The sequence below is a fragment of the Variovorax sp. VRV01 genome (genome assembly GCF_014852545.1).
Classification (GTDB): Bacteria; Pseudomonadota; Gammaproteobacteria; order Burkholderiales; family Burkholderiaceae_C; genus Variovorax; species Variovorax beijingensis_A.
The window spans coordinates 1-23619 of record NZ_JACVBS010000033.1; the positions used below are offsets into that span (position 1 = coordinate 1).

Genomic DNA, 23619 nt, shown 5'->3' on the forward strand with positions numbered 1-23619 from the left:
GGTCGCGGCCGTGCGCGCTGCCGGCCTGCGCGTGCTGCCGCTGCCGGGGGCGAGCAGCGTCACCACGCTGGTCGGCGCCGCCGGGCTCGTGGCGGCGGGCGACGAGAGCAGCGCCTTCGTGTTCGCGGGCTTCCTGCCGACCAAGGCCGGCGAGCGCGACGCGGCCGTGCAGGCGCTCGCGCAGGAACGGCGCGCGGTGGTGCTGCTGGAAGCGCCGCACCGCATCGAGGCCGTGGCGCGCGCGCTCGCGACGCTGGGCGAGCGCCGCATCACCGTCGGCCGCGAGCTCACCAAGCAGTTCGAGGAGATCGCGACCGTCGCCGCCGCCGGGCTGCCGGGCTGGTTCGCAGCCGGCCGCGACCGCACGCGCGGCGAATTCGCGCTGGTGCTGCACCCGCTGGCCGCGGCCGCCGACGACGGCAGCGCCGAAGGCGAACGCGTGCTGCGCCTGCTGCTGGCCGAGCTGCCCGTGAAGACCGCGGTGCGGCTTGCGGCCGAGATCAGCGGCGCACCGCGCAATGCGCTGTATGACGCGGCGCTGCGCATTCGCAATAACGACGAAGACGAGAGCGGCGCGTAGCCGCACCCTGCAGACCTACAGCCCGCCCGGCAGCAGCGCGGCCAGCGCCTCGCGCATCCAGCGCGCGATCAACTGCTGGCGCTCGCGCGGCATGCGGTCCAGCGTCGACGCCACGCTGATCGCGGCCACCGGCTCGCCTTCGCTGCTGCGCACCGCCATCCCCACGGCCAGCACCCCATCGGTCGCATGGTTGCCGATGACCGACCAGCCGCGCTCGCGCGTCGCGCGCACCAGCAGCGCCATGCGCTCGGCCGTCATGCCGCCGTAGCGTCCGAGGACGGGGGCATTGGCGGCAATGGCGGATGCCATCTCGTCGTCCGGCAACGCCGACAGCAGCGCCAGGCCCGCCGCGCCCACGCCGAGCGGCTGGCGCGTGCCCACCTGGATCACCAGGATCTGTACCGGATGCGTGCCCACATGGCGCGCGATGCAGTGCGATGCCGGGCCTTCGCGCACGATGGCGAAAGCCGCATCGCCGCAGGCCGCGCTCACGCGTTCGAGCACCGGACGCAGGCGCACCGCCATGTTGGGCATGCCGGCGGGCTGCGCCATGGCCGCGAGCCGCGGCCCCGCCACGTAGCGAAAGCGCCCGCGCTGCGCGGCGTAGCCGCTCTCCACCAGCGTGGCCAGCAGGCGGTGGACCGTGGCGCGCTCCAGTCCCGCCGCGCGGCACAGGTCCACCACGCGCAGGCCTTCGCGGCCGCTCGCCAGCACCGCGTCCAGCAACTGCAGGCCGCGCCGCAGCGTGCGGCTGCCGGCGTCGTCGCCGGGCTCGGCAGCGGGTGCTTGGACGGCCGCGGCACGGGTTGAAACGTCCGGCTGGCGGACGTTCTTGTTCGCGGTTCGGGAGGGCATACGAAAGAATTTCTCGGTCGACGGAGCCATTGCGCAGTGTGCCGCAGCACGGCAGGACGCGGCCCGCGACAGGCATTGCATACCCAACTGGAGACAAGAAGTGACCTCGTATTCCGCACCTCGCCGGCATGGGCTGGCGCTCGCCGCCGCCCTCGCCTGCTGCGCCGCGCTGCCCCTGCAGGCGCAGCCCGCCGCCTGGCCGTCCAAGCCCGTGAAGCTGGTGGTCGGCTATGCCGCCGGCGGCGCCACCGACGTGATCGCGCGCCTCGTCGCCATCAAGCTGGGCGAGCAGCTCGGCCAGCCCATGCTGGTGGACAACCGCACGGGCGCCAACAGCAACGTGGGCGCCGAGTATGTGGCCCGCGCGCCGGCCGACGGCTACACGCTCTACGTCTACACCATCGCGAACACCATCAACGCCTCGCTCTACGGCAAGCTGGGCTACGACCCGGTCAAGGACTTCGAGCCCATCGGCCTGATCGCCAAGATTCCCAACATCCTCGTGGTGAATCCGTCGCTGCCCGTGAAGAGCGTGTCCGACTACGTGCGCTTCGCCAAGGAGTCGAAGGAGGGCATCACCTTTGCCTCGTCCGGCAGCGGCTCGTCCATCCACCTGTCGGGCGAGATGTTCAAGATGCAGGCGAAGCTCAACATGCTGCACGTGCCCTACCGCGGCAGCGCGCCCGCGGTCACCGACCTGCTCGGCGGCCAGGTGCAGTCGATGTTCGACAACACGCCCTCGGCCCTTCCGCATGTGCAGGGCGGGCGCCTGCGCGCCATCGCGATCACCAGCGCCCGGCGCTCGCCGCTGCTGCCCGACGTGCCCACGCTGGCCGAGTCGGGCTATCCGGGCTTCGACGTGCAGTCTTGGTTCGGCCTGGCGGCCCCCGCCGGCACGCCGCGCCCCGTCATCGAACGGCTGAACGCCGCGCTCGGCAAGGTGCTGGCCGCGCCCGAGGTGCGGCAGCGCCTGCAGGACCTGGCCGCCACCCCCGAACCCGGCACGCCCGAGCAGATGCGCAGCTTTGCCGCGGCCGAGATCAAGCGCTGGCGCGAAGTGGTGAAGGAGTCCGGCGCCAAGGCCGAATGACGACGACAAGAAAGCCCACAGGAGCACACCGACCCATGTTTCCGATCGACTTCTTCTGGCGCGCCGCGGCGCGCTGGCCCGACAACATCGCCATCGACGCCCCCGAGGGCACCCTCCGCTACGAGGCGCTGGCCGCCCAGGTGGCGGCGCTGGCGGCCGCGCTGGTCGCGCTCGACCCCGCGCCGCAAAGCCGCGTGGCCATCTGCGCGAAGAACAGCGCGGAGCACATCGCCGCGCTGCTCGCGGTGCTGGCCTGCGGCAAGGTCTGGGTGCCGCTGAATCCGCAGAGCACGCGGCCCGAGATCCGCCGCATCGTCGATGCCACCGAGCCGTCGATCCTCGTGCTCGACGGTGCCTGCGCCGGGCTGCTCGACGGCGCGCCCGGCACGCGCATCCACACCGGCACGGCGCCGCAGCATGAAGCCACCATCGCGGCGCTGGTGGCCCGGCATGCGGGCGCGCCGCGCCCATCATTCGCGCTGCCGCTGGACGCCACGCAGGCGATCAAGTTCACCGGCGGCACCACCGGCGCGCCCAAGGGCGTGATGCAGCCGTACCGCGCATGGCTCGCCAACATCGCCAACCAGATCCACGCCTGGGGCTTCGACGCGCACGAGCGCTACGTCGTGGCGGCGCCGATCACGCACGGCACCTCGACCTACGTGCTGCCCATCCTCGCGCAGGGCGGCTGCCACGTGGTGCTGCCCGCGGCCGGCGCCGAGGCCGTGCGCACGGCCTTCCGCGAGCGCGGCGGCACGGCATGCTTCATGCCGCCCACGCTGGTCTACATGCTGATGGCGCTGCCGGGCGCGTCGCGCGCCGACTTCCCGCACCTGCGCCGGCTGATCTACGGCGGTGCGCCGATGCCCTCCGAAAAGATCCGCGAGGTGCGCGAATTCTTCGGCCCGGTGCTGGGCACCACCTATGGCCAGACCGAGGCGCCCCAGATCCTCACGGTGATGCGCGCCGAGGACTTCGAGGACGAGCGCAACTGGGCCGCCGTGGGCCGCACCGCCTGGTTCAGCGACGTGGCCATCATGGCGCCGGACGAACGGCTGCTGCCCGCTGGCGAGGTCGGCGAAGTGGTGGCGCGCGGCGACCTGCTGATGACCGGCTACTGGCGCCTGCCCGAGAAGACCGCCGAGACGCTGGTGGACGGCTGGCTGCACACCGGCGACCGGGGCCTGATCGACGAGCGCGGCTACCTCTACCTGAAGGACCGCCTGAAGGACATGGTCATCACGGGCGGCTTCAACGTGTACCCGGTGGACGTGGAGAACGCACTCGGCCAGCACCCTGCGGTGCACGAGTGCGCCGTGTTCGGCATTCCCGACGACAAGTGGGGCGAGGCGGTGCAGGCCGCCGTGCAGCTGCGCCCCGGCCGCGACGCCACCGAGGCCGAGCTGATCGCCTTCGTGCGCGAGCGCCTCGGCCCGGTACAGACGCCCAAGCACATCCATTTCCACGACGCCCTGCCGCGCTCGCCCGTGGGCAAGGTGCTCAAGAGCGCCGTGCGCGAACTCGCCATGGCCGCCGCCGCTTCCTGAATGAAAGAGACCACGCGATGACTTCCACCTCCAAAACGCCCGTCACCCGCCTGTGCACCCACACGCTCACCAGCCTGCACTACCGCGATGCCGACCTGGTCGAAGACCTGCTCGGCAAGAAAACCTTCACCGAGGTGATGCTGATGCAGATCCTGAACCGCACGCCGCGCGACGTGGACCTGCGCATCACCGATGCGGTGCTGGTGGTGCTGATGGAGCACGGCCTCACGCCCAGCGCCATTGCCACGCGCCTGATCTACATGAGCGCGCCCGAGAACCTGCAGGGCGCCGTCTCGGCCGGGCTGCTGGCCGTGGGCAGTTCGTTCGTGGGCACCATGGAGAACTGCTCCGGCCTGCTCGACCGCATCGGCGCCGCCGCCGACCCGGATGCAGAGGCGATGGAGATCGCGCGCCACTACAAGGGCCTGAAGAGCCCGGTGCCCGGCTTCGGCCACCACCTGCACAAGCCGGTGGACCCGCGCGCCTACAAGCTGCTCGACATGGCGCGCGCCGAGCCCGAGTTGGCCGGCGACAAGCTGCGGGCGCTGGAGCGCCTCTCCGCCGCGGTGGATGCCGTGGCCGGACGCCCCATCACCATCAACGCGACCGGCGCGGTGGCCGCGCTGCTCGGCGAGATCGGCGTGCCCACCGGGGTGATGCGCGGCTTCGCCGTGATCTCGCGCGCCGCCGGGCTGGTGGCGCACATCGTCGAGGAGCAGCAAAGCCCCTCGGGCCGCTTCATCTGGGACACCGTCGAGCATGCGATTCCGTTCGCCGGCGCGAGCGTCAAGCCTGCATGAGCCCTTGGCCGGCCCGCCGATGCGCGGGCCTCAGGCATCCAGCTCCGCATAGCGCCTGAAGATCCCGTCCTCGTTGAACGCGATGCGGCGCGGGCTTTGCAGGTAGTCGTGCACGCGCTGGCGGCGCTTGACGTTGTCGTGCAGCTTCTCGACCGCCGGCGTGGCAGCCAGCGCGCGGGCCGCGGCTTTCGGGAACGCATAGCGCAGGCCTTCGACCAGCTGGAACAGCGACAGGTCGGCGTAGGTCAGCACGTCGCCCACGAGGTGCGAAGACCCCGCGGGGTTGCGCTGCAGCACGCGCTCGAACCAGTTCAGGAACTTGGGAATCCGCTCTTCGCGGAAAGCCCGGGCGCGCTGCACGGCCGCGTCGCGCTGGTCCTCGTAGTAGGCGCCGGTGGAAATCGGATGGTGCGTGTCGTGCGCCTCCGCCACCACGTCGGCAATGGTGAGCTGCAGCTGGTGCGTCCAGAGGCCGTCGGATTCGCCGACGCCCGCGAGGCCGAGCCGCGGCCCGAGGTACAGCAGGACGGCCGCGGTCTGCCCCACGACGATGTCGCCATCGATCAGGAACGGCGGCGCGAAGGACGGGCGGACGATGTCCGGGTCGTCGAGCCGGTCGCCCAGTGCGGACTCGCCGCCGCCTTTCGATTCGGGCAGCCGCGCCACGTCGACATAGTCCGCACCGGCCGCCTCGAGCGCGAGCCGCACGAATTCCCCGCGGCCCTGGATGGTGGGCCAGTAGTGAAGTTGGTATGTCATGCGGCCATGGTGTCAGGCTCCGCATGCCCCTGCAACCGCCCCGCTCTTAGGCCCTCGGAGCCCCTCGGCGAGCTCCACCGCGCGGCGCTTCGCGCCGGCCCTTGCGCCGGCATCCACCTCCGGGCCCATCAGCGTCTTCTCGACCACCACCGAGCGCACCTCCTGCACGCCGATGAAGCGCAGCCAGGTCTCGATGTAGGGCAGCTGGAAGTCGAGCGCGTGCGCGGAGCCGTCCTTTCCCAGCGGGTAGTCCAGCCCCCTTGCGCACACCACTGTCGCTCGCCGGGTCTGCAGCATGCCGGACAGCCCCGAGGCGTCGAAGCGGAACAGCACGTCCTTGTGCGACACCACGTCGATCAGGTGCTTCAGCTTGTAGGGAATACCAAAGTTCCACAGCGGCATCGCCAGCACGATGTGGTCCGCCGCGTGAAAAGGCGCGGCAATGCGCCGCACCTCGTCCCAGGCCGTCTGCTGAGCGGCGCTCAGCGGCACGCCGTTGATGCCGGCGTACTTGGCATCGAGCATGTCCTGCGACAGCTCGGGTAGCTGCATGGTCCAGGGGTTCAGCGTGGTGACATGGCAGGCCGGGTGGATGCGCCTCACTTCGTCGATGAAGGCGCCGGCCACCTCGATGCTGGCGGAGCGCGTGGTGCGGGGCGAAGTCTCGATGTAGAGCAGTTCTTTCATGGCGTGCGGGGGTGAGTGGTTCGGAATGCCAAGGCTAGGCAGCGCAGACCCTGCACACAAGCAACATAATTTGCAGCCATTCAGAACCAATCTCACTGAAACCCATGCTCGACTCCCAGCAGCTGCGCGCCTTCGTCTCGGTGGCCGACCATGGCAGCGTGACCCGCGCGGCCGAAGCCATGCACCTGACGCAATCGGCCGTGAGCGCGCAGATCCGGCGGCTCGAGGAACAGCTGGGCTGCCGCGTCTTCGACCGCACCACGCGGTCGCTGGAACTCACGGCCCAGGGCAGCGTGCTCCTGAGCTATGCCAGGAGCATCCTCAACCTGCAGCAGCAGGCGGTCTCCAGGCTTGCGGCGCCCCGGCGTGCGCCGACCACGCTGTGCCTCGGGTGCTCGGAGGGCTTTCCCAGCGAATGGCTGTTTGCCGCGCTCGCGGGCTTTCGCCAGCGCAGGCCCGACGTGCATGTCGAAGTCACCTGCGGCATCAGCACGGCGCTGGCCAAGCAGGTGCGGCAGCGCTCGCTGGACCTGATGGTCGGCACGGTCTGCGACGCCGGCAGCGACACCGAAACGCTCTGGATGGAGCCGCTGGTGTGGGCCTTTTCGGAAAGGGCGCTGCTCGACCCTGATGCGCCCGCCCCGCTGGCTTTTCTCTCGGAGCCCTGCCCGTTCCGCGAAGCCGCGCTCGCCTCGCTGGCCGGACACGGAACAACCCACTGGCAGATCGTGCTGACCGCGCACGGCTCCGGCCCGTTGATGGCCGCCGCGGCCGCCGGCCTGGCCATCACCGTGCTGACGCCGTCGGGCATGCCGCCCCTGCTGCGTTCCATTCCGCCGGGCAGCTTCCTGCCGCCGCTGCCGCCTGCCCGCTTCGTGATCCAGCAGGCCGAAGGCAGCGCGGCGCCGGAGCCGCTGGCGGCGCTGGTCGACGAGGTGCGCGAGGCCTGCTTCCGCTGGCGCGGGGCGCATGCCTTGCCGCCCCGGTCCTGACCCATCTGCAGGCCACTCGCTGGCACAGATTCTGCTCGCCACGCCAACGCGGAGTAGAAGCGGTCAGCAGATGCACCATCTGCGGGACATTGCTCCGGATGACATCCAGGCAAGCCTCGCTTTGCTTCGTGCGTTTCATCCGCTCCGCCGGCATCACCGGTGCCTTCAGCGGACGAACTTCGCATGGTGGCGATGCACCCCTGGATATTTCCAAGGCAACGCATCCACAGGGACGAACGCATGAAACTCTTCACCACTGGCCGCGCCACACTGCTGCGGCGCTGGAGCCTCCCCTTGTCGCTGATCGCGGCCATCGCTGCGCCCGCGCACGGCGCCGACAAGCTCCGGTTCGGCTTGAACTGGTATCCGCAGGCCGAGCATTGCGGCTGGTTCCAGGCGCAAGCCGCCGGGCTGTACAAGAAGGCCGGGCTGGAAGTGGAACTGATCGGCGGCAGCCCCGACCGGAACGTGCCGCTGCTGGTGGCCGCGGGCGAGCTGGACCTTGGCATGGGTTCGAGCTTCACCACGCTCAACATGGCGGCGCGCGGCATTCCCGCGCGCACCATCGCCGCCTTCCTGCAGAAGGACCCGCAGACGCTGGTCGCGCACGCCGACCAGGGCGTGAAGACGCTGGCCGACCTGAAGGGCCGGCCGATCATGGTCGCCAAGTTCTCGCAGGCGGAGTTCTGGGCTTTCCTGAAGCAGAAGCACGGCTTCAGCGACAGCCAGCTGCGCCCCTACGCGTATTCCCCGGCGCCGTTCCTGGCGGATGCCAAGGCGGTCCAGCAGGGCTACATCACGGAAGACGCCCAACTGCTCGGCAAGGCGCTGCCGAAGCCGCCGGTCTCGATTTTGCTGGCCGACTACGGCTACGAGAACTACGCATCGACGATCTTCGCGATGGACCGCTACATTGCCGCGAACGAGAAGGCGGTTGCCGCATTCGTCGAGGCAACCCGGGCCGGGTGGCAGCAATGCATCGATGGCGACTACGCACCCGCCCTGAACGCCGTGGTCGCCGCGGACCCGAAGCACGACATCGCGCTCTTCCACTTCAAGATGAAGCAGATGAAGGAGCTGGCCATGGTGAAGCATGGCGATGCGCTGCAGTCCGGTGCCGGCGCCATGTCGGATGCACGCTGGAAGCGCTTCTTCGACACCATGTCGGCGGCCGGCATCTACCCTGCGACGCTGGACTACAAGGCCGCCTACACGCTTCGGTTCAGCAACGCCAAGGCGGCCTGGCAATGACGCAGCAAGCCAGCCACGGCACCGCGTCGGTGCCGCTGATCGACATGGCGCCGTTCATGCGCGGGGATGCCGCCGCGCGGCGCGACACCGCCCGGCAGTTTGGCAGGGCCTTCGAGGAGACCGGCTTCGCGGCCATCGTCAACCATGGCGTCTCCGCGCGCCTGGCGGACCAGGTCTACGCGCAGGCCAAGGCCTTCTTCGCCTTGCCGCTCGACCACAAGTCGCAACTGATGCCGCCCGAGAAGGTCAAGGGCCGCGGCTACCTGCCGATGGGCATCGAAAGCGTGGCGGCAACCCTGGATGGCGAGACGCCGCCGGACCTTTGCGAGGCACTCGTCTTCGCCTCGCTGCAGCGCGAACGCGATGGCCGGGGCCAGCGCAACCTCTGGCCCAGCGAGCCGCCTGGGTTCGAGCAGAACATCAACGCCTGGTTCGACGCCATCCATGGCCTGTGCGGCCGGCTCATGCGCATGTCGGCGCTGGCGCTCGACCTGCCCGAAGACTGGTTCGATGCCTGCTTTAGCGAACCCGCGCTCACGCTTCGCTTCGTCAACTATCCGGACCAGCCGATCGAGCCGCGGCCGGGCCAGCTGCGTTACGGCGCGCACCACGACTACGGCGGCCTCACCATCCTGCGCCAGGACAACGCGCCGGGCGGGCTGGAGGTCTGCGATCTTCAGGGCCGCTGGCACGACGTGCCGGTGATTGCGGACAGCTTCGTGATCAATGTCGGCGACCTCATGCAGCGCTGGACCAACAGCCGGTGGCGGTCGACGCTGCACCGCGTCAGCAACCCGCCGCGCGACCTGACCGGCTCCACGCAACGGCTGTCGATGGTGGCATTCACCGGCCCGGAGGAAAGCACGAGCGTCGAATGCCTGCCCTCCTGTTGCGATGCGGCCCATCCGGCCCGCTTCGAGCCGGTGATTGCGGGTGAGTACATCCAGGGCAAACTGCGCTCGTCGATGGAATTGACGGCCCCGGCATCATCGCGCTGACTGCCGCCGCGAACCCGCAGCGGCATCAACAGCGGCGGCTCGCTACTCGGCCGTGATCCCCGCCTTGCGCACCACCTCGCCAAACTTCACGAGGCGCTCGGACATCATCTTCTCGAAGGCGGCGGGCGTCATTTCCTCGGGCGCGATCACGCCGCGGTCCTTCAGGCTGGCCTGCATGGCCGGCGACGCGGCCACCTGGCGCACGGCCTTGTACAGCGTCTGCACGATGGCGTCCGGCGTGCCGCCCGGTGCGGCCAGCCCGGTCCACGAGGTGAGGTTGAGCTGCGGGTAGCCCACTTCGGCCATGGTGGGCACGTCGGGCAGCTGCGGCAGGCGCTGGTCGGCCGCCACCGCCAGCGCGCGCACCTTGCCGGCCTGCACGTGGGGCAGCATGATGACCAGGTTGTCGAGGATGAACTGCACCTCGTTGGACAGCACCGCCGTGATCAGCGGCGAGCCGCCGCGGTAGGGGATGTGGGTGGTGAACACGCCCGTGGCGGCCTTGAGCATCTCCACGTTGAGCTGGCCCATGCTGCCCACGCCGCCGCTGCCGTAGTTGAGCTTGCCGGGGTTCTTCTTCGCGTAGTCGATGAACTCCTTGAAGCTCTTGATGGGCAGGCTCGAATGCACCACCAGCGCATTGGGCTGGCGGCCCAGGATGGCGATGTTCTCGAAATCCTTGATCGGGTCGTAGCCCACCTTGGGCTGCGTGAGCGGGTTGGCCAGGTGGCTGCTCTGCGACGACACCACCAGCGTGTAGCCGTCGGGCTTGGCGCGCGCCACCATCTGCGACGCCACCGAGCCGCCCGCGCCGGCGCGGTTCTCCACCACGATGGGCACGCCCAGCGCGCTCGACAGCGGCTCCGAATACTGGCGCGCCATGATGTCCACCGACCCGCCTGGAGGAAACGGCACCACGAGCGTGATGGGGCGCGAGGGGTACTTGTCGTCGGCGCGCGCCGCCAGCGGGGCGAGGCCCGCAAGGCCAAGGCCCAGGCCGGCGTTGAGGATGTGGCGGCGGGTGGGTTGTGTGGAATGCATGAGTCGGTTCTCGAAAATCAGGGGTGGTCCAGGATGGCCAGCGCCACGGCCTGGGCGCGCGGCACGAAGGTGGCGAGCTCGCAGTACTCGCGCTCGGTGTGCGCATGCCCGCCTACGGGGCCGGTGCCGCACAGCGTGGGCGCGCCCACCGAGGCGGTCAGGCCGCTGTCGGCCGCGCCGCCCGTGAACTCGCCCTGCACCTCGAAGCCCAGCGCCCTGGCGCCGCGCTGGTAGAGCGCCAGCAGCTCGTCGGGCGTGGGCTTCATGGGCATGGTGCGGCGCGTTTCCGTGATGCGCCCCTTGGTGCGCGACACCGACTCTTCCTCGACGATCGCGCGCACCTTCGCGAGCAGTTCGTCCGGATCGGTTTCCGACGTGAAGCGCATGTCCAGCTCGGCCTTGGCATGCGGCGCCACCATGTTGGGCACGATGCCGCCGTGCACCACGCCCACGTTGGCCGTGACGCCCGTGGCCGGGTCGGTCAGCGCATGCAGCGCGAGGATCTTGCGGGCCAGCGCCTCGATGGCACTGGCGCCCGCCGCGTGGTTGATGCCCGCATGGGCGGCGACGCCCTCGACCTCGAACTCCACCACCATCGAGCCCTTGCGGCTGGTCACGAGATTGCCGCTGACGCGGCCCGGTTCGGCATTGAGCACCGCCCGCGCGCCGCGCGCCCTGGCCATGATGCGGTCGCGCGTGGCGGCCGAGCCGATTTCCTCGTCGCACGAGAAGAACAGCTGCAGCGGCGCCTGGAGCCCGCCGCAGCGTGCGAAGGCCTCGGCCACGAACACGTTCATCACCAGGCCCGACTTCATGTCGGCCACGCCGGGGCCGTAGGCGCGCCCGTCTTCCACGCGGAAGGGCCGGCGCGCCGCGGTGCCCGCCGGGTACACGGTGTCCATGTGCCCCATGAGCAGGATGGGCGCGCCCTCGGCGGGCCCGGGCACCTGGGCATGCAGCAGCACGCCATAGCCGGGCACCGGCTCGAACTGCACGGCCACGCCGGCAGCCTCCAGCCGCTCGCGCAGGGCCGTGGCCACGGCCGTCACGCCCGCTTCGTTGCGGCTGCCGCTGTCGATGTCGACCACTTTCTGCAACAGGTCTTGCATGGCCTGCCCCTGGCCGGCCAGCCAGTCCAGGATGCGGGCCCGCACCTGCGAGCGGCTCTCTTCAAGGGTATCCTGCATCTTCGTCCTTCGATGAACCCCGCGGCACCGGGGTGAAATTTGGGCCGCAGTGTTGCACGCGTTGCTTGTGTTTGCAATGCTTTTTTCATAAATGAGACATCAATGAAATCATCATTGCAAGGATCGGCCGGCCTGCTCACCGAGCGCCTGGCCCGCCAGGGCGGCGAGCTCACGGCCAGCGAACGCGCCCTGGCCGAGGCCCTGGGGCGCGACTATCCGCACGCGCTGCTCGAATCCGCCACCGCCCTGGCCGCGCACAACGGCACCAGCGCATCCACCGTGGTGCGGCTGTTCGCCAAGCTGGGCTATGCGAGCTATGCCGAGGCGCAGCGCGAAGCGCGCGCGGAAGTCACCGCGCTGCTGCAGACCGCCGGCCAGCGCGCCCCCGTGACCATCGGCACCCAGCGCAGCCTGCAGCAGTGCGTGGACGACGCCCTGCTGCACGACCAGCACAACATCAACGCCACGCGCGACGGCCTGGACATGGCGGCATTCGAGGCCATGGCCACGCGCATTGCCAAGGGCAAGGGGCGCCTCTTCGTGCTGGCGCAGATCAACAGCGCGCCCGTGGCCGCTTGGCTGGCCCTGCACCTCAACATGTGCCGCCCCGGCGTGCATGAGCTGGGCGCGGGCGCGGTGGCCGCCACCGACCAGCTGCTGTGGATCCAGCCCGAAGACGCCCTGCTGGCCTTCAGCATCCGCCGCTACGCCAGCGGGCCGGTGAAGGTGGCGCAGCGCTTTCGCGAAGCCGGCGCGCAGGTGCTGGCCATCACCGACAGCCCCGCCGCGCCGCTGGCCGCACTGGCGCATCACCGGGTGCAGGTGCGCACATCGAACGCATCGCCGTTCGATTCCTACACGGCGGCGTTCTTCGTCTGCAATGCGCTGGTGTCGGCGGTGGCGCAGCTGCGGCACGAGGCCGTGCCGCAGGTGCTGGCGCGGCGCGACCAGCTGTGGAAGGACGTGGAGGCCTCGCAGCTCATCGTGGATGAGGCGCCTGTGCGTTCAGTGTCCGCGCGGCGCAAGGCGGGCAAGGGGTAGGCGGGCTCGCCATGGGTGTCGCTTCGAGCGCAGCAGTGCTCGACCGGGACGATCCATTGCCTTTGCGCGCAGGCATCGCGCACCAATCACCGGTTTCCGTGATTCCCAGAATTGCGGCCACATGTAACAGTCCGCGTCCTAACGAAGCTGCCCCGAGGCCCCTCGCAGGGCCTGCATCCCGCACTCGGTGCCGGCCTCGAATCGGACCCGAACCATGCCTCTCGCCCAGCGCCGGCGCCGCCCCTCGCGGCAGACACAGAAAATACATCTTCTGACATTTGTCTTGCTGGCGGCCGCGGCGCAGGCGCAGGCGCAAATCACCCCGGGCGCCCTGGACCGCCAGAACCAGCTCATCGAGCGCCAGCAGCAGGAGTTGCTGCGCCAGGAACAGGAGCGCGCCCTGCCGCAGCGCCCGCCGCCGGGCGGCTCCGACCTGAGGACGATCGAGCCGAAGGTGTCGGTGCCGGACCTCGGCGCCCCGTGCCGAGAGATCCGCGAGATCCGCATCGGCGGCGCGAGCCGCCTGCCCGAGGACGTTCGCACCGCCATCACGCGCGACCATGCGGGCCGCTGCCTCGGCACGGCCGAGCTCGAGGCCGTTCTGGCGGCGCTCACCAAGAGCTACATCGACCGCGGCTTCATCACGACGCGCGCCTACCTGCCTGCACAGGACCTGCGCAGCGGCGTGCTCGACATCGCGGCGGTGGAAGGCAGCATCGAGCGCTTCGAGCTGCAGCAGACGGGCCGCAGCGCCAGCGCGGTGTCGATTGCCGGCGCCTTCCCGGCACGCCCCGGCGACCTGCTGAACCTGCGCGACCTGGAGCAGGGCATCGACCAGATCAACAGCCTGTCCTCGAACGAGGCCACGCTCGATGTCCAGCCCGGCAGCCAGCCCGGCCGCAGCGTGGTGGTGGTGCGCAACAAGGCGCGCCTGCCGGTGCACCTGTTCACGACCTACGACAACACAGGCACGCCGGCCACGGGCGAGAGGAGCGCCTCGGCCACCCTGAGCCTGGACGGCCTGCTGGGCCTGAACGAGCTGATCGCGATCACGCGCCGCCAATCGGTGCCGCACGACCGCGAGCACAACGCCGGCATGACGGCGCTGCGCGCCTCGGTGCCCTTCGGCTACAGCAGCTTCAGCCTGGACGCGAGCGAAAGCGACTACACCAACACGCTGGTGCTCCCGAGCGGCAGGAAGCTGGCGTCCGAGGGACGCACCGCCACGCAGAGCCTCGGCGTCGACCACGTGGTGTACCGCGACCAGGCCAGCCGCATATCGATGTCGGCCAGGCTCTCGGTGCAGGACAGCCGCAACTTCCTGGGCGGCGAGTTCCTCTCGGTGAGCAGCCGCAAGCTGAGCACGCTCGACCTCGGCACCGCAGCCTTCACCCAGCTGGGCGGCGGCGTGCTGAACGCCCGCCTCGGCTTTGTGCGGGGCCTGGCGATCCTGGGCGCGCTGGAAGACCCGGCAGGGCTCTCCGACAAGCTGCCGCATGCGCAGTTCAGCAAGTTCACGCTCGACCTGGGCTACAGCCGCCGCTTCGACGCCGGCGGCCAGCCGCTCCTGTGGTCGAGCCAGTTCAGCGGGCAGCACAGCCGCGACACGCTCTACGGCTCGCAGCAGATCCTGGTGGGCGGCATCGCCTCGGTGCGCGGCTCGCTGCTCAACACGCTGAGCGGCGACAGCGGCTACTACTGGCGCAACGAGATCGCCCTGCCCTGGCAGACCGTGGCGGGCGGCGAAGCACTGTCGGGCCGCGTCTACCTCGGCTACGACTTCGGCCGCGTGAGCAACCGCGCGGACGGCGTGCCCTCGGGCTCGATGTCGGGCGCCACGCTCGGCGCCTCGCTGCTGTGGCGCCGGCTCAGCCTGGACGTCTTCGCCTCACGTGCGCTCCACCTGCCCGCCTCCATGACGCGCGAATCGACGCGCGTCGGGGTGCGCCTGTCCTATTCGCTCTGAACCTGCGCTGAAAGGCCTCCCATGAACCACATCTATCGCGTCGTCTGGAACGCCGCCTTCGGCAGTTGGGTCGCCGTTGCCGAAACCGCACGCGGACGCGGCAAGGGCAGCAGGCGCTCGCGCCTGGCCGCCGCGGCCGTGCTCGGGGCCGCGCTGTCGGCCGCGCAGGCCCAGGTGCCTTCCGCCGTGCTCGCCCCCGGCGGGCGGGCCAGCGCCTACGTCTCGCCCAACGGCACGACGGTGGTCAACATCAACGCCGCCAACGCGGCGGGGCTGTCGCACAACCGCTACCAGCAGTTCAACGTGAACGCGAACGGCCTGGTGCTGAACAACACGACCAGCACGCAGCAGATCAACTACCAGTCGCAGCTCGCCGGCCAGGTGCTGGCGAACTTCAACATGGTTGCGCCGGCGAACGTGATCCTCAACGAGGTGGTGAGCAACAACCGCAGCACGCTGGCCGGCTTTACCGAAGTGCTGGGCAACAAGGCCGACGTGGTGCTGGCCAATCCCTACGGCATCACCTGCTCGGGCTGCGGCTTCATCAACACCGACCGGGTGACGCTCTCGACCGGCGTGCCCTTCTTCACGGCGAACGGTGCGCTCGGCGGCTTCAATGTCAACCAGGGCGACATCCTGGTCACGGGCAACGGCCTGAACGCCACGGCGCAGCAGGTGCTGGACCTGGTGACGCGCTCGGTGCGGCTGGAAGCCAGCGTCAACGCGAAGGACCTGGGCATCTTCGCCGGCCCGAACCGGTGGGACTACGGCACGCGCGCCATCACCGGCAGCGCCGATGCGCTCGGCAGTGCGCCGGCCTACGCCATCGACAGCTCGGCGCTGGGCGGCATGTACGCCAACCGCATCCGCCTGATGGCCACCGAAGCGGGCGTGGGCGTGCGCATGCTGGGCGATGCGGCGGCCAGCGCCGAGGACTTCACGCTCTCGGCGGCCGGCCGCATCGAATTGCGCAACCGCCTGTCGGCGCAGCGCGACGTGCTGGTGGCGAGCAGCAGCACCGATGCCGCGGCCATCGCGCTGGTCGATGCCACGCTGACCGCCGCCCGCGACGCCCGGGTGGCCGCGGCGCAGGGCGGCCTGGCGCTCGACCGCGCCTCGCTCATTGCCGGCAACGACCTCGAGGCGGGCGCGAGGCGCATCGACGCGGGGCAAGGGTCGCGATTGCAATCGGCGCGCGCCCTGGAAGCCCGCGCCACCGCGGGCGACCTGGCCCTCGGCGCCGCGGCCGTGCGGGCGGGAGGCGACCTGCACCTGGCTGCGGCCGGAACAGTGTCGACCGCGAGCGGCGACGGCCAGGGCGTGCAAAGCACCGGCGGGCAGCTCGCCATCGATGCGGCGCAGGGCATCGCCAATGCCGGCACCCTCACGGCCGACCAGGGCAGCGTCACGCTGCGTGCGAACGGCGTCATCGCCAACAGCGGCCAGATCAACGCGGGCCAGAACCTCGACATCGCCGACGCCGCGGGCGGCGCGACCCAGGCGATCGACAACCGCGGCACCCTGCTGGCGGGCCGGTCGATCACGGCGCGTGCCGCCGCGATCGACAACAGCGGCTGGATGCAGGCCGGCGACGCCAACACGATCGACGCCGCGAGCCTGCACAACAGCGGCAAGCTGATCGCGGTGACCGGCACCGCCACCCTGCGCGTGGCAGGCACGCTCTCCAACACCGGCAGCGTGCGCGCCGCCCAGGACATCGCCGTCGCCGGGCGCGACGGCGCGGCCGTGCAGGTCCTGACCAACAGCGGCGACCTGCTCGCCGCCCGCGCGATGGACCTGAACGCCGCCGTGCTGAGCAACCAGGCCGGCGGCTGGATCCAGGCAGCCACCGGCTCGGTCGTCCGTGCCGGTGCGCTCGACAACAGCGGGACCTGGCTGCTGTCGCAACAGGCCGGCGCGGCGGATCGCATGGAGATCGGCGGCACCCTGCTCAACAGCGGCGTGATGCAGTCCGCCGGCGATGCCGCGATCACGGCCGGCGCCATCGACAACCGCCATGCCATCGCCGCCGCGGGGAACCTCGGCGCCACCACGTCGGGCGGTATCCAGAATGCCAACGGCGCCGTGATGCAGGCGGGCCAGACGCTCTCGCTCGCGAGCGGCGGCGCATTCGGCAATGCCGCGGGCGGCACGCTGGCCGGTGCAAACGTCGCGCTGAGCTCGGCGCAAGGGCTGGACAACGCGGGCGTCGTGGATGCCACCAGCGGCAGCGCCGTCGTGCGCGCGGACGGCACCATCGCCAACAGCGGAACGATCCATGCCGGCACCTCGCTGGACATCGCCGACCGCAGCGGCGGCGCCACCGAGGTGCTCGACAACAGCGGCAAGCTGCTCTCGGACGGCAGCCTCGCGCTCGCCGCCGGCACGGCCCGGAACCAGGCCACCGGATGGATCCAGGCCGCGGGCGGCAGCCGGGTCGACGCAGGCTCGCTCGACAACGCCGGCACCTGGCTGCTGTCCACGCAAAGCGGCGCAGCGCCGAGCCAGGTGAACGTGGCGGGCCTGCTGGCCAACCACGGCACGCTGCAGGCGCGGGAGGATGCGACCCTCAACGCGAACCGCCTCGACAACCAGTCGGGGGCATTGCTGCGCGCCGGCGGCCGCTTGCAGGCCAACGTCGGCGCGGCCGATGGCCTGGACAACGCCGGCACGATGCAGGCCGGCAGCACGCTCGGCATCTCGGGCACCGGCAGCAAGCTGGCCAATGCGGGCCTGATGCTGGGCGACAGGCTGGCGATCTCGGTCGCCGAGATCTCGAACGCCGGCACGATCCAGGGCGGCGGCAGCGCGGACTCCAGCGTCGCGGCCACGGGCAGCGTGGACAACCAGGCCGGCGCGACCATCACACTCGCCAGCACGGGCACCGGCGGCGGCACGCTGTCCGGCCAGAGCATCGCCAATGCCGGCATGCTGCAGTCGCTGGGCGCGCTCACACTCGGCATCGGCAGCGGCGGGCTCGCGACCCAGGTGGACGGCACGGCGGGCCACGGCGACATCGTGGCCAACGGCGCGCTGACGCTGCAGGCCCTTGGCGCCAACAGCTTCACGGCCACCGTCAACGGCTCGCTGCAAGGCGGCGGCCTGCTGCGCGTGCAAGGCGATGCGAACTCCACCCTGGTGCTCAACGGCAACGCGCTCGGCGATTCGATTGCCGTGAACATCGGCAAGGTCAGCATCGGCGCACAGGCCGCGATGGTGTCGCAGTACACGCTCGACCTCGACGCCTCCGCGCTGTCGCTGGCGGTCCAGGGAACCGGCGCGAGCGCCAAGACCGGCCGCATCCTCGCCGCGGTGGACGCGAGCCGCCAGGGCAAGGGCACGATCCACGTCTCGAATGCCTTCACCAACGACGGCCTGCTGTTCTCGGCCCACGACCTCGAGGTGCAGGCGCCTTCGATCGCGGTCGGCGCGACCGGCGCCATCTCGGCGCTCAACGACCTGAAGGTGCACGCCAACGGCGGCACGCTCGACCTCGCGGCCGCCACGCCCGATGCACAGGCAGGCAACCTGAACAACGCAGGCCTGCTGTACGCGGGCCGCATGCTCACCGCCCAGGCCAACGGCACGCTCGCCAACACGGGCGACATCCACAGCGACGACAGCCTCTCGCTGCGCGCGAACACCCTGCTCAACGGCCGCATCATCAACGCCGCCAACGACATCGCGATCGTGGCGGCCACCCTGAAGAACGAGGTCCCGGGACTCGAGCGCATCACCACGCGGGGGCCTGACAGCGCCCACACCGAGGTCGCCTCGCGCGACGACTACCACGACGGGGCTGCGGATGGCGGCAACAAGGACGAGGCCACGCTGTACCAGTACAGCTACACCACCACGCAGTCCTATTCGCAGCCACTGCCGGAGGTCATGCCGCAGATCACGGCCGGCCGCAACATGCAGCTGGCGTTCCATGAAGGCAGCAACATCGGCGGCACCATCTACGCCGGCGCCTCGATGAACCTGCAGGGCTTCTCCCATGACCCCGCGCAGGCGAACGGTGCCCTGCATGCAGGCCTCGGCATCGCAGACGATGCGGGCCACGGCTTCCAGCTCACCGGCGCGAAGTTCACCAACGACAACCTGGCGCTCACCACCACCACGCATATCGTTCGCTATTCGCTGACGACAAAGTACGTGGCGCTGGGTCCCAAGATCGATTACGAAGACCGCCTGTGCGACCGCAACGGCACGTGGGATGCCGTCTGCTACACCAGCGGCTACGAAGACAGCCCGCAGTCGTCCAGCGCCAACAACGTGCTGCGGGCCGGCCTCTACACCGCGAGCCTGCGCGGCTCCGGCTTCAGCCTCGTCAACAACGGCTCCACGGCGCAGGACGTGGGCAGCGACCAGAATCTCGACGGCGTGCGCGAAGCCGCTGCGCCCGCATCGACGGACGCGCCGCGCACGGTCGGCCAGGGCGCGTTGCCCGGCAGCGCCGTCGGCCGCGGCCCCAGCGTGGCCGTCGCTGCCGTCGACGCCGCGTCTTTCGGCGGCAGCACCGGCACGCGGCCGCTGCCGGCCATGTCCTTCCTGGATGCCAACGCCGCCAACGGCGTGAGGGGGACATCCTTCGGCGGCATCAACATTGCGCTGCCGGGCAACCCGAACGGCTACTTCGTGACCGCGCGATCGCCAGACGCGAGATACCTGGTGGAGAGCAATCCGCTCTACCTGACGGGCACCGCCTCGGTCGGGTCGGACTACCTGACCCGGCTGCTGGGGTACGACGCCGACAAGCTGACCATGCGCCTGGGCGATGCCAGCTACGAAGCCTGGCTGGTCAAGCAGCAGCTCATCAAGCAGACGGGCAGCGCGGTGCTCGCGAGCTACCAGGGCGCCGACACGCAGATGAAGGGGCTGATGGAGAGCGCCGCCACGCAAAGCGGCTCGCTGGGGCTGGTCTACGGCAAGGCGCTCACGCCCGAGCAGCAGGCCTCGCTCAAGCAGGACATCGTGTGGATGGTGCAGACCGAGATCGGCGGCAAGACGGTGCTCGCGCCGGTGGTCTACCTCGCGCAGGGCACCAAGAACAAGATTGCCAGCGGCGCCGTCATCTCGGCCCAGGACGCCGACCTCAGCCTCACCTCGCTGACCAACACCGGCGGCACCATCGTGGGCGGCCGCTCGCTGGTGATCGCATCGGCCGGCGACATCACCAACCTGTCGGGCCTGATCAAGGGCGGCGACGTCAGCCTCAGCTCGACGCAGGGCAGCATCGTCAACAAGACGGCCAGCGAAGGCGGCGGCGGCGAGCACTTCCACAACACGGTGGTCGGCAAGACCGCGGGCATCGAGTCGACCGGCACCCTCTCCCTGGACGCGAAGAAGGACATCACGAACCTCGGCGCCACCCTGAACGCCGGCACCGATGCCAGCCTCAAGGTCGGCGGCAACGTGAGCTTCGACACCATCGAGAAGAAGGAGACGAGCAGCACCTTCTCGAACATCCAGGTCAAGAACGGCAGCGGCACCAAGGACAGCACCACGACCAGCGTCACCCAGGTGAAGTCCGGCCTCACGGTCGGCGGCAACCTGGCGGTGCAGGCCGGCAACGACATCACGCTGGCCGGCACCGACGCCAAGGCCGGCGGCAACGCCGATCTGCAGGCCGGCAACAACCTCAACATCGTCGCGCGAGAGAACACGACGACGACGCACACCGAGACCAAGGCGAGCGGCCTCGGCATGAACAACTCGCTGTACGGCACCACGAAGACGACCAGCGATTCGCTGTCGGTGCGCAACGTGGGCAGCGGCCTCGAAGTGGGCGGCAACGCCAGCCTCGCCGCGAAGAACGACATCACCGTCCAGGGCTCGAACGTCGACGTCAAGGGCGACGGCAGGATCAGCGCCACCAACGTCAACGTGCTGGCGGGCCGCAACTACGACGAGACCCACACCACGACCAGGAACACGGGCGTGATGCAGGTCGGCGCCTCCGGCAAGGGTTCGGCCAGTGCCGCGGCGGCGTCCAAGGCCGGCTCGGGGCGCGGGCTCGCCAATGCCTCGGCCGAAGCGTCGGCCGGCGCGGCCGGCAAGGGTGCCGCGGGCCTGGCCTTCAGCTCGACCACCACCACGACCACCGACACCACCGACCTGCGCCATGTCGGCTCGAACCTGAACTTCGGCGGCAACCTCGCGGTGGATGCCTCGAAGGACCTCACGCTGCAGGGCTCGACCGTCAATGCCGGCGGCAACGCGGCGGTGAACGCACAGAACGTGAACCTGCTCGCCGCGGAGGACAAGAAGACCTCCACCACCAGCACGGCCACCACCAAGGTCGGGCTGATGGCCAGCACCGACAACAAGGCCCAATCGGGCGCGGGCGTCAGCGCCTCGGCCGCAGGCGGCAAGGGCAACCCGAACGCGGGCGCCGACGCCAATGCCGGTGCCTCGGCCACGAGCGAGAACCACCTCGACGTCTTCCAGCAGACGAAGAGCACAACCCGCACGCTCGACACGACGCACCAGGGCTCGGCCATCAACGCCAAGGGAAACCTCGACGTCACGGCGCGCGACAACCTGACGCTCGAAGGTTCGACCATGAGCGCGGGCAAGGACATGAGCCTTGCGGCGACCGACATGAGCTTCAAGGCGGTGCACGACGAGCACCAGGTGTCGAACACCAGCAGCAGCACCACCGCGGGCCTCTATGCATCCGGCAAAGCGCAGGCCGGCGCGAGTGCCGAAGCCGGCGTGGGCATCGGCGCCAAGGCGGGCGCCCAGGCCAACGCCTCGGCCACGGGCGAAGTGGGCCTGTACGGATCGAACACCAGGGCGAGCTCCGTCGAAGGATCGACGACGGCCGTGACCTCCGGCCTCTCGGCCGGCAACAACATCACGCGCAAGGCGGCCAACAGCATCACCGACGTGGGCACGCGCATCGAGGGCGGCGGCAACCTCGAGCAGTCGGCCAAAACCATCACCAGCCTGGCAGCGGCCAACACCACCTACGCCTCCTCGGAGAGCACGAGCCACACCGCCAAGGTGGGCGCCTACGGCGAGGCATCGGCCAGCGTTTCGGGGGAGGGCCAGGTCGGGCCGGGCGCCAGCAAGCAGTCGATGAACGTCGGCGTCGGCGGCGGCGTGAAGGCGAGCTACGAGTACGGCAAGGAGACCGCGCAATCCAGCAGCAGCACGGCCGTCGTGTCCACCATCCGGATGGGCGGCAGCGTGAGCAGCAGCTCGAGCGGCCAGACCACGCTCGAGGGCACGCAGATCGAAGCGAAGAAGAACGTCACGCTGGAAGCCGGATCGCTCGACTACAGGGCTGCGCAGGACACGAGCAGCAGCAGTTCCAGCACGACGAGCGCGGGCGGCTCGGTCAAGGCCGACATCGTCAACAAGGGCGGCAGCGCCGAGGTCAGCTACCAGGGCGAGAAGAGCAAGGAGAGCACCAGCACCGCGGTGGCCGGCGGCATCGCGAGCGGGGGCAACCTCACCATCAGGACGCAGGGCGACACGCGCCTGGAAGGCACCCACATCGCCGCGGGCGGCGCAGCCACCGTGGATGCGGGCGGCAAGCTCGACTTTGCGGCGGCCAAGAACACGGCCTCTTCCAGCAGCGAGCAGGTCGGCGTGGCAGCCGGCGTCACCGCGACCAAGAAGGGCGGCAGCGGCAGCGTGGACGTGAGCGTCGGCAAGTCGCGCAGCAGCCTCGACCAGGACGTGGCCGGCAGCATTTCGAGCGGCAGCGGGCCGCTGACGCTGCGCAGCGGCGGCGACGCGAGCTTCACCGGCACGGCCATCGCCAGCACGGCCGGCGACGTGACGGTGGCGGCCGGCGGCAACCTGGCGATGAACGCGGCGCGCACCATTGCCACCAGCGAGTCGCTCAGCGTCGACGTCTCGGCGGCGGGCGGCGGCGGCAACAAGGAGAAGGTCACGGGCAGCACCTTCATCGGCAGCCTGCCCTCCGACAAGGGCACGGCCGTCAACCACCGCAGCGGGCAGGCGTCGCTCGGCGTCGGCTCGTCCAAGTCCGACAGCAACATCGCCACCGCCGGCAGCATTTCGAGCGGCGGAAAGATCAGCCTGTCCTCGGGCGGCAACACCTCGCTCGAAGGCACCCAGGTGGCGGCGGCCAACGGCGTGGCGGTCGACACCGGCGGCAGCTTCGAGACCAAGGCGGCCGTCAGCACCAGCAGCTCGCAGTTGGTGGGCTTCTCGGCCTCCGCCTCCGGATCGAGCATGACGCCCTCCGGCAAGACGGGTGCGAAGACGAACCCTCCGGCTGCACCGGCACCCGCACCCGCACCTGCCCCCGCTCCAACCACAGCCCCGCCGGCTCCCAGCCAGCCACCGACGACGCCTCCCCCCGCGACGCCCGGCAGCAGCAATCCACCGGCCGTGCCACCGCCGCCGACGCCCACGGCAGCAGCTGCGGCAGGCACACCGGCCGCACCCGCCGCCAAGCCCCCGGCCTCTCCCTACGAACAGCAGAAGGGCGGCGGCATGGCCAACGTCTATGTGGACAAGCAGAAGAACACCACCGTGCAGAACACCGCGATCAGCGGCGGCGCGGGCGGCATCGTCGTCAACCAGGGCAAGTCGACGCCCGGCGCGCAGCAGATCACGGCCAGCGTCCCGCTGCCCGCCGCGATGCCGCCCGGCAAGACGGCCCAGGCCCTGACCAGCGACGGCAAGCCGCTGCCGGCATGGCTGAAGTTCGACCCGAAGACCGGCACCTTCCAGGGCAAGCCGCCGGCCGGCTTCAAGGGCGAACTCAAGGTCAACGTCAGCGTGCCGCAGGCCGACGGCACGACCAAGACGGTGCCGATGCGTTTCTCCGGCCAATGAAATGA

The 23619-nt window shown here is 70.3% G+C and carries 15 protein-coding genes; 10 read left to right on the plus strand and 5 right to left on the minus strand.

All coding sequences use genetic code 11. The features are described 5' to 3' along the window. Positions 1-580, plus strand: a 580-nt coding sequence (locus IB278_RS32295) for an SAM-dependent methyltransferase (protein WP_263864279.1), incomplete at its 5' end; no start/stop codon positions are given. A 15-nt stretch (positions 581-595) separates the two neighbouring features. Here the strand turns inward: IB278_RS32295 and IB278_RS32300 are convergent. Next, positions 596-1435: an IclR family transcriptional regulator gene (locus IB278_RS32300; RefSeq protein ID WP_192328278.1), complete on the minus strand. Its 840-nt coding sequence runs from the start codon at positions 1433-1435 to the stop codon at positions 596-598. Positions 1436-1535: 100 nt separating this feature from the next. Here IB278_RS32300 and IB278_RS32305 point away from each other — a divergent pair, with 100 nt between their 5' ends. The 3 genes from IB278_RS32305 to IB278_RS32315 are packed head-to-tail and all read left to right on the plus strand — an operon-like array spanning position 1536 to position 4872. Next, on the plus strand, positions 1536-2525 hold the full coding sequence (locus IB278_RS32305) for a Bug family tripartite tricarboxylate transporter substrate binding protein (protein ID WP_192328281.1): 990 nt from the start codon (positions 1536-1538) through the stop codon (positions 2523-2525). Positions 2526-2560: 35 nt separating this feature from the next. Continuing rightward, on the plus strand, positions 2561-4072 hold the full coding sequence (locus tag IB278_RS32310; protein WP_192328284.1) for a class I adenylate-forming enzyme family protein: 1512 nt from the start codon (positions 2561-2563) through the stop codon (positions 4070-4072). Positions 4073-4089: 17 nt separating this feature from the next. After that, entirely contained in the window at positions 4090-4872 is a 783-nt protein-coding gene (locus IB278_RS32315) for a citryl-CoA lyase (RefSeq protein ID WP_192328287.1), read from the plus strand. Positions 4873-4902: 30 nt separating this feature from the next. Here the strand turns inward: IB278_RS32315 and IB278_RS32320 are convergent, their stop codons facing one another. Both IB278_RS32320 and IB278_RS32325 read right to left on the minus strand, forming a co-directional pair. Continuing rightward, a complete protein-coding gene (locus IB278_RS32320; RefSeq protein ID WP_192328290.1) occupies positions 4903-5631 on the minus strand; it encodes a glutathione S-transferase in 729 nt (242 codons plus the stop codon). A gap of 12 nt (positions 5632-5643) precedes the next feature. Further along, positions 5644-6318: an FMN-dependent NADH-azoreductase gene (locus IB278_RS32325; protein ID WP_192328293.1), complete on the minus strand. Its 675-nt coding sequence runs from the start codon at positions 6316-6318 to the stop codon at positions 5644-5646. Positions 6319-6422: 104 nt separating this feature from the next. Here IB278_RS32325 and IB278_RS32330 point away from each other — a divergent pair, with 104 nt between their 5' ends. From IB278_RS32330 to IB278_RS32340, 3 genes are all read left to right on the plus strand, one after another. After that, positions 6423-7310, plus strand: a complete 888-nt coding sequence (locus IB278_RS32330) for a LysR family transcriptional regulator (RefSeq protein ID WP_192328296.1) — start codon at positions 6423-6425, stop codon at positions 7308-7310. Between the two features lie 240 nt (positions 7311-7550). After that, positions 7551-8561, plus strand: coding sequence for an ABC transporter substrate-binding protein (locus IB278_RS32335; RefSeq protein WP_209500988.1), 1011 nt, complete (start codon positions 7551-7553; stop codon positions 8559-8561). Then, positions 8558-9559 (plus strand): isopenicillin N synthase family dioxygenase, encoded by a 1002-nt coding sequence (locus tag IB278_RS32340; RefSeq protein ID WP_192328300.1) that lies wholly within the window; start codon positions 8558-8560, stop codon positions 9557-9559. Before IB278_RS32335 ends, IB278_RS32340 begins: the two co-directional genes overlap by 4 nt. A gap of 42 nt (positions 9560-9601) precedes the next feature. Here the strand turns inward: IB278_RS32340 and IB278_RS32345 are convergent, their stop codons facing one another. Both IB278_RS32345 and IB278_RS32350 read right to left on the minus strand, forming a co-directional pair. Next, positions 9602-10600: a Bug family tripartite tricarboxylate transporter substrate binding protein gene (locus tag IB278_RS32345; protein ID WP_192328303.1), complete on the minus strand. Its 999-nt coding sequence runs from the start codon at positions 10598-10600 to the stop codon at positions 9602-9604. Positions 10601-10617: 17 nt separating this feature from the next. Beyond that, a complete protein-coding gene (locus tag IB278_RS32350; RefSeq protein WP_192328306.1) occupies positions 10618-11787 on the minus strand; it encodes a M20 family metallopeptidase in 1170 nt (389 codons plus the stop codon). 102 nt (positions 11788-11889) lie between these two features. Here IB278_RS32350 and IB278_RS32355 point away from each other — a divergent pair, with 102 nt between their 5' ends. The 3 genes from IB278_RS32355 (at position 11890) to IB278_RS32365 (ending at position 23614) form a co-directional block, all read left to right on the plus strand. Further along, positions 11890-12828: a MurR/RpiR family transcriptional regulator gene (locus IB278_RS32355; RefSeq protein ID WP_145739762.1), complete on the plus strand. Its 939-nt coding sequence runs from the start codon at positions 11890-11892 to the stop codon at positions 12826-12828. 283 nt (positions 12829-13111) lie between these two features. Then, positions 13112-14794 (plus strand): ShlB/FhaC/HecB family hemolysin secretion/activation protein, encoded by a 1683-nt coding sequence (locus tag IB278_RS32360; protein ID WP_225613315.1) that lies wholly within the window; start codon positions 13112-13114, stop codon positions 14792-14794. A gap of 21 nt (positions 14795-14815) precedes the next feature. After that, entirely contained in the window at positions 14816-23614 is an 8799-nt protein-coding gene (locus IB278_RS32365; protein ID WP_192328309.1) for a hemagglutinin repeat-containing protein, read from the plus strand. Positions 23615-23619 lie beyond the last annotated feature (5 nt).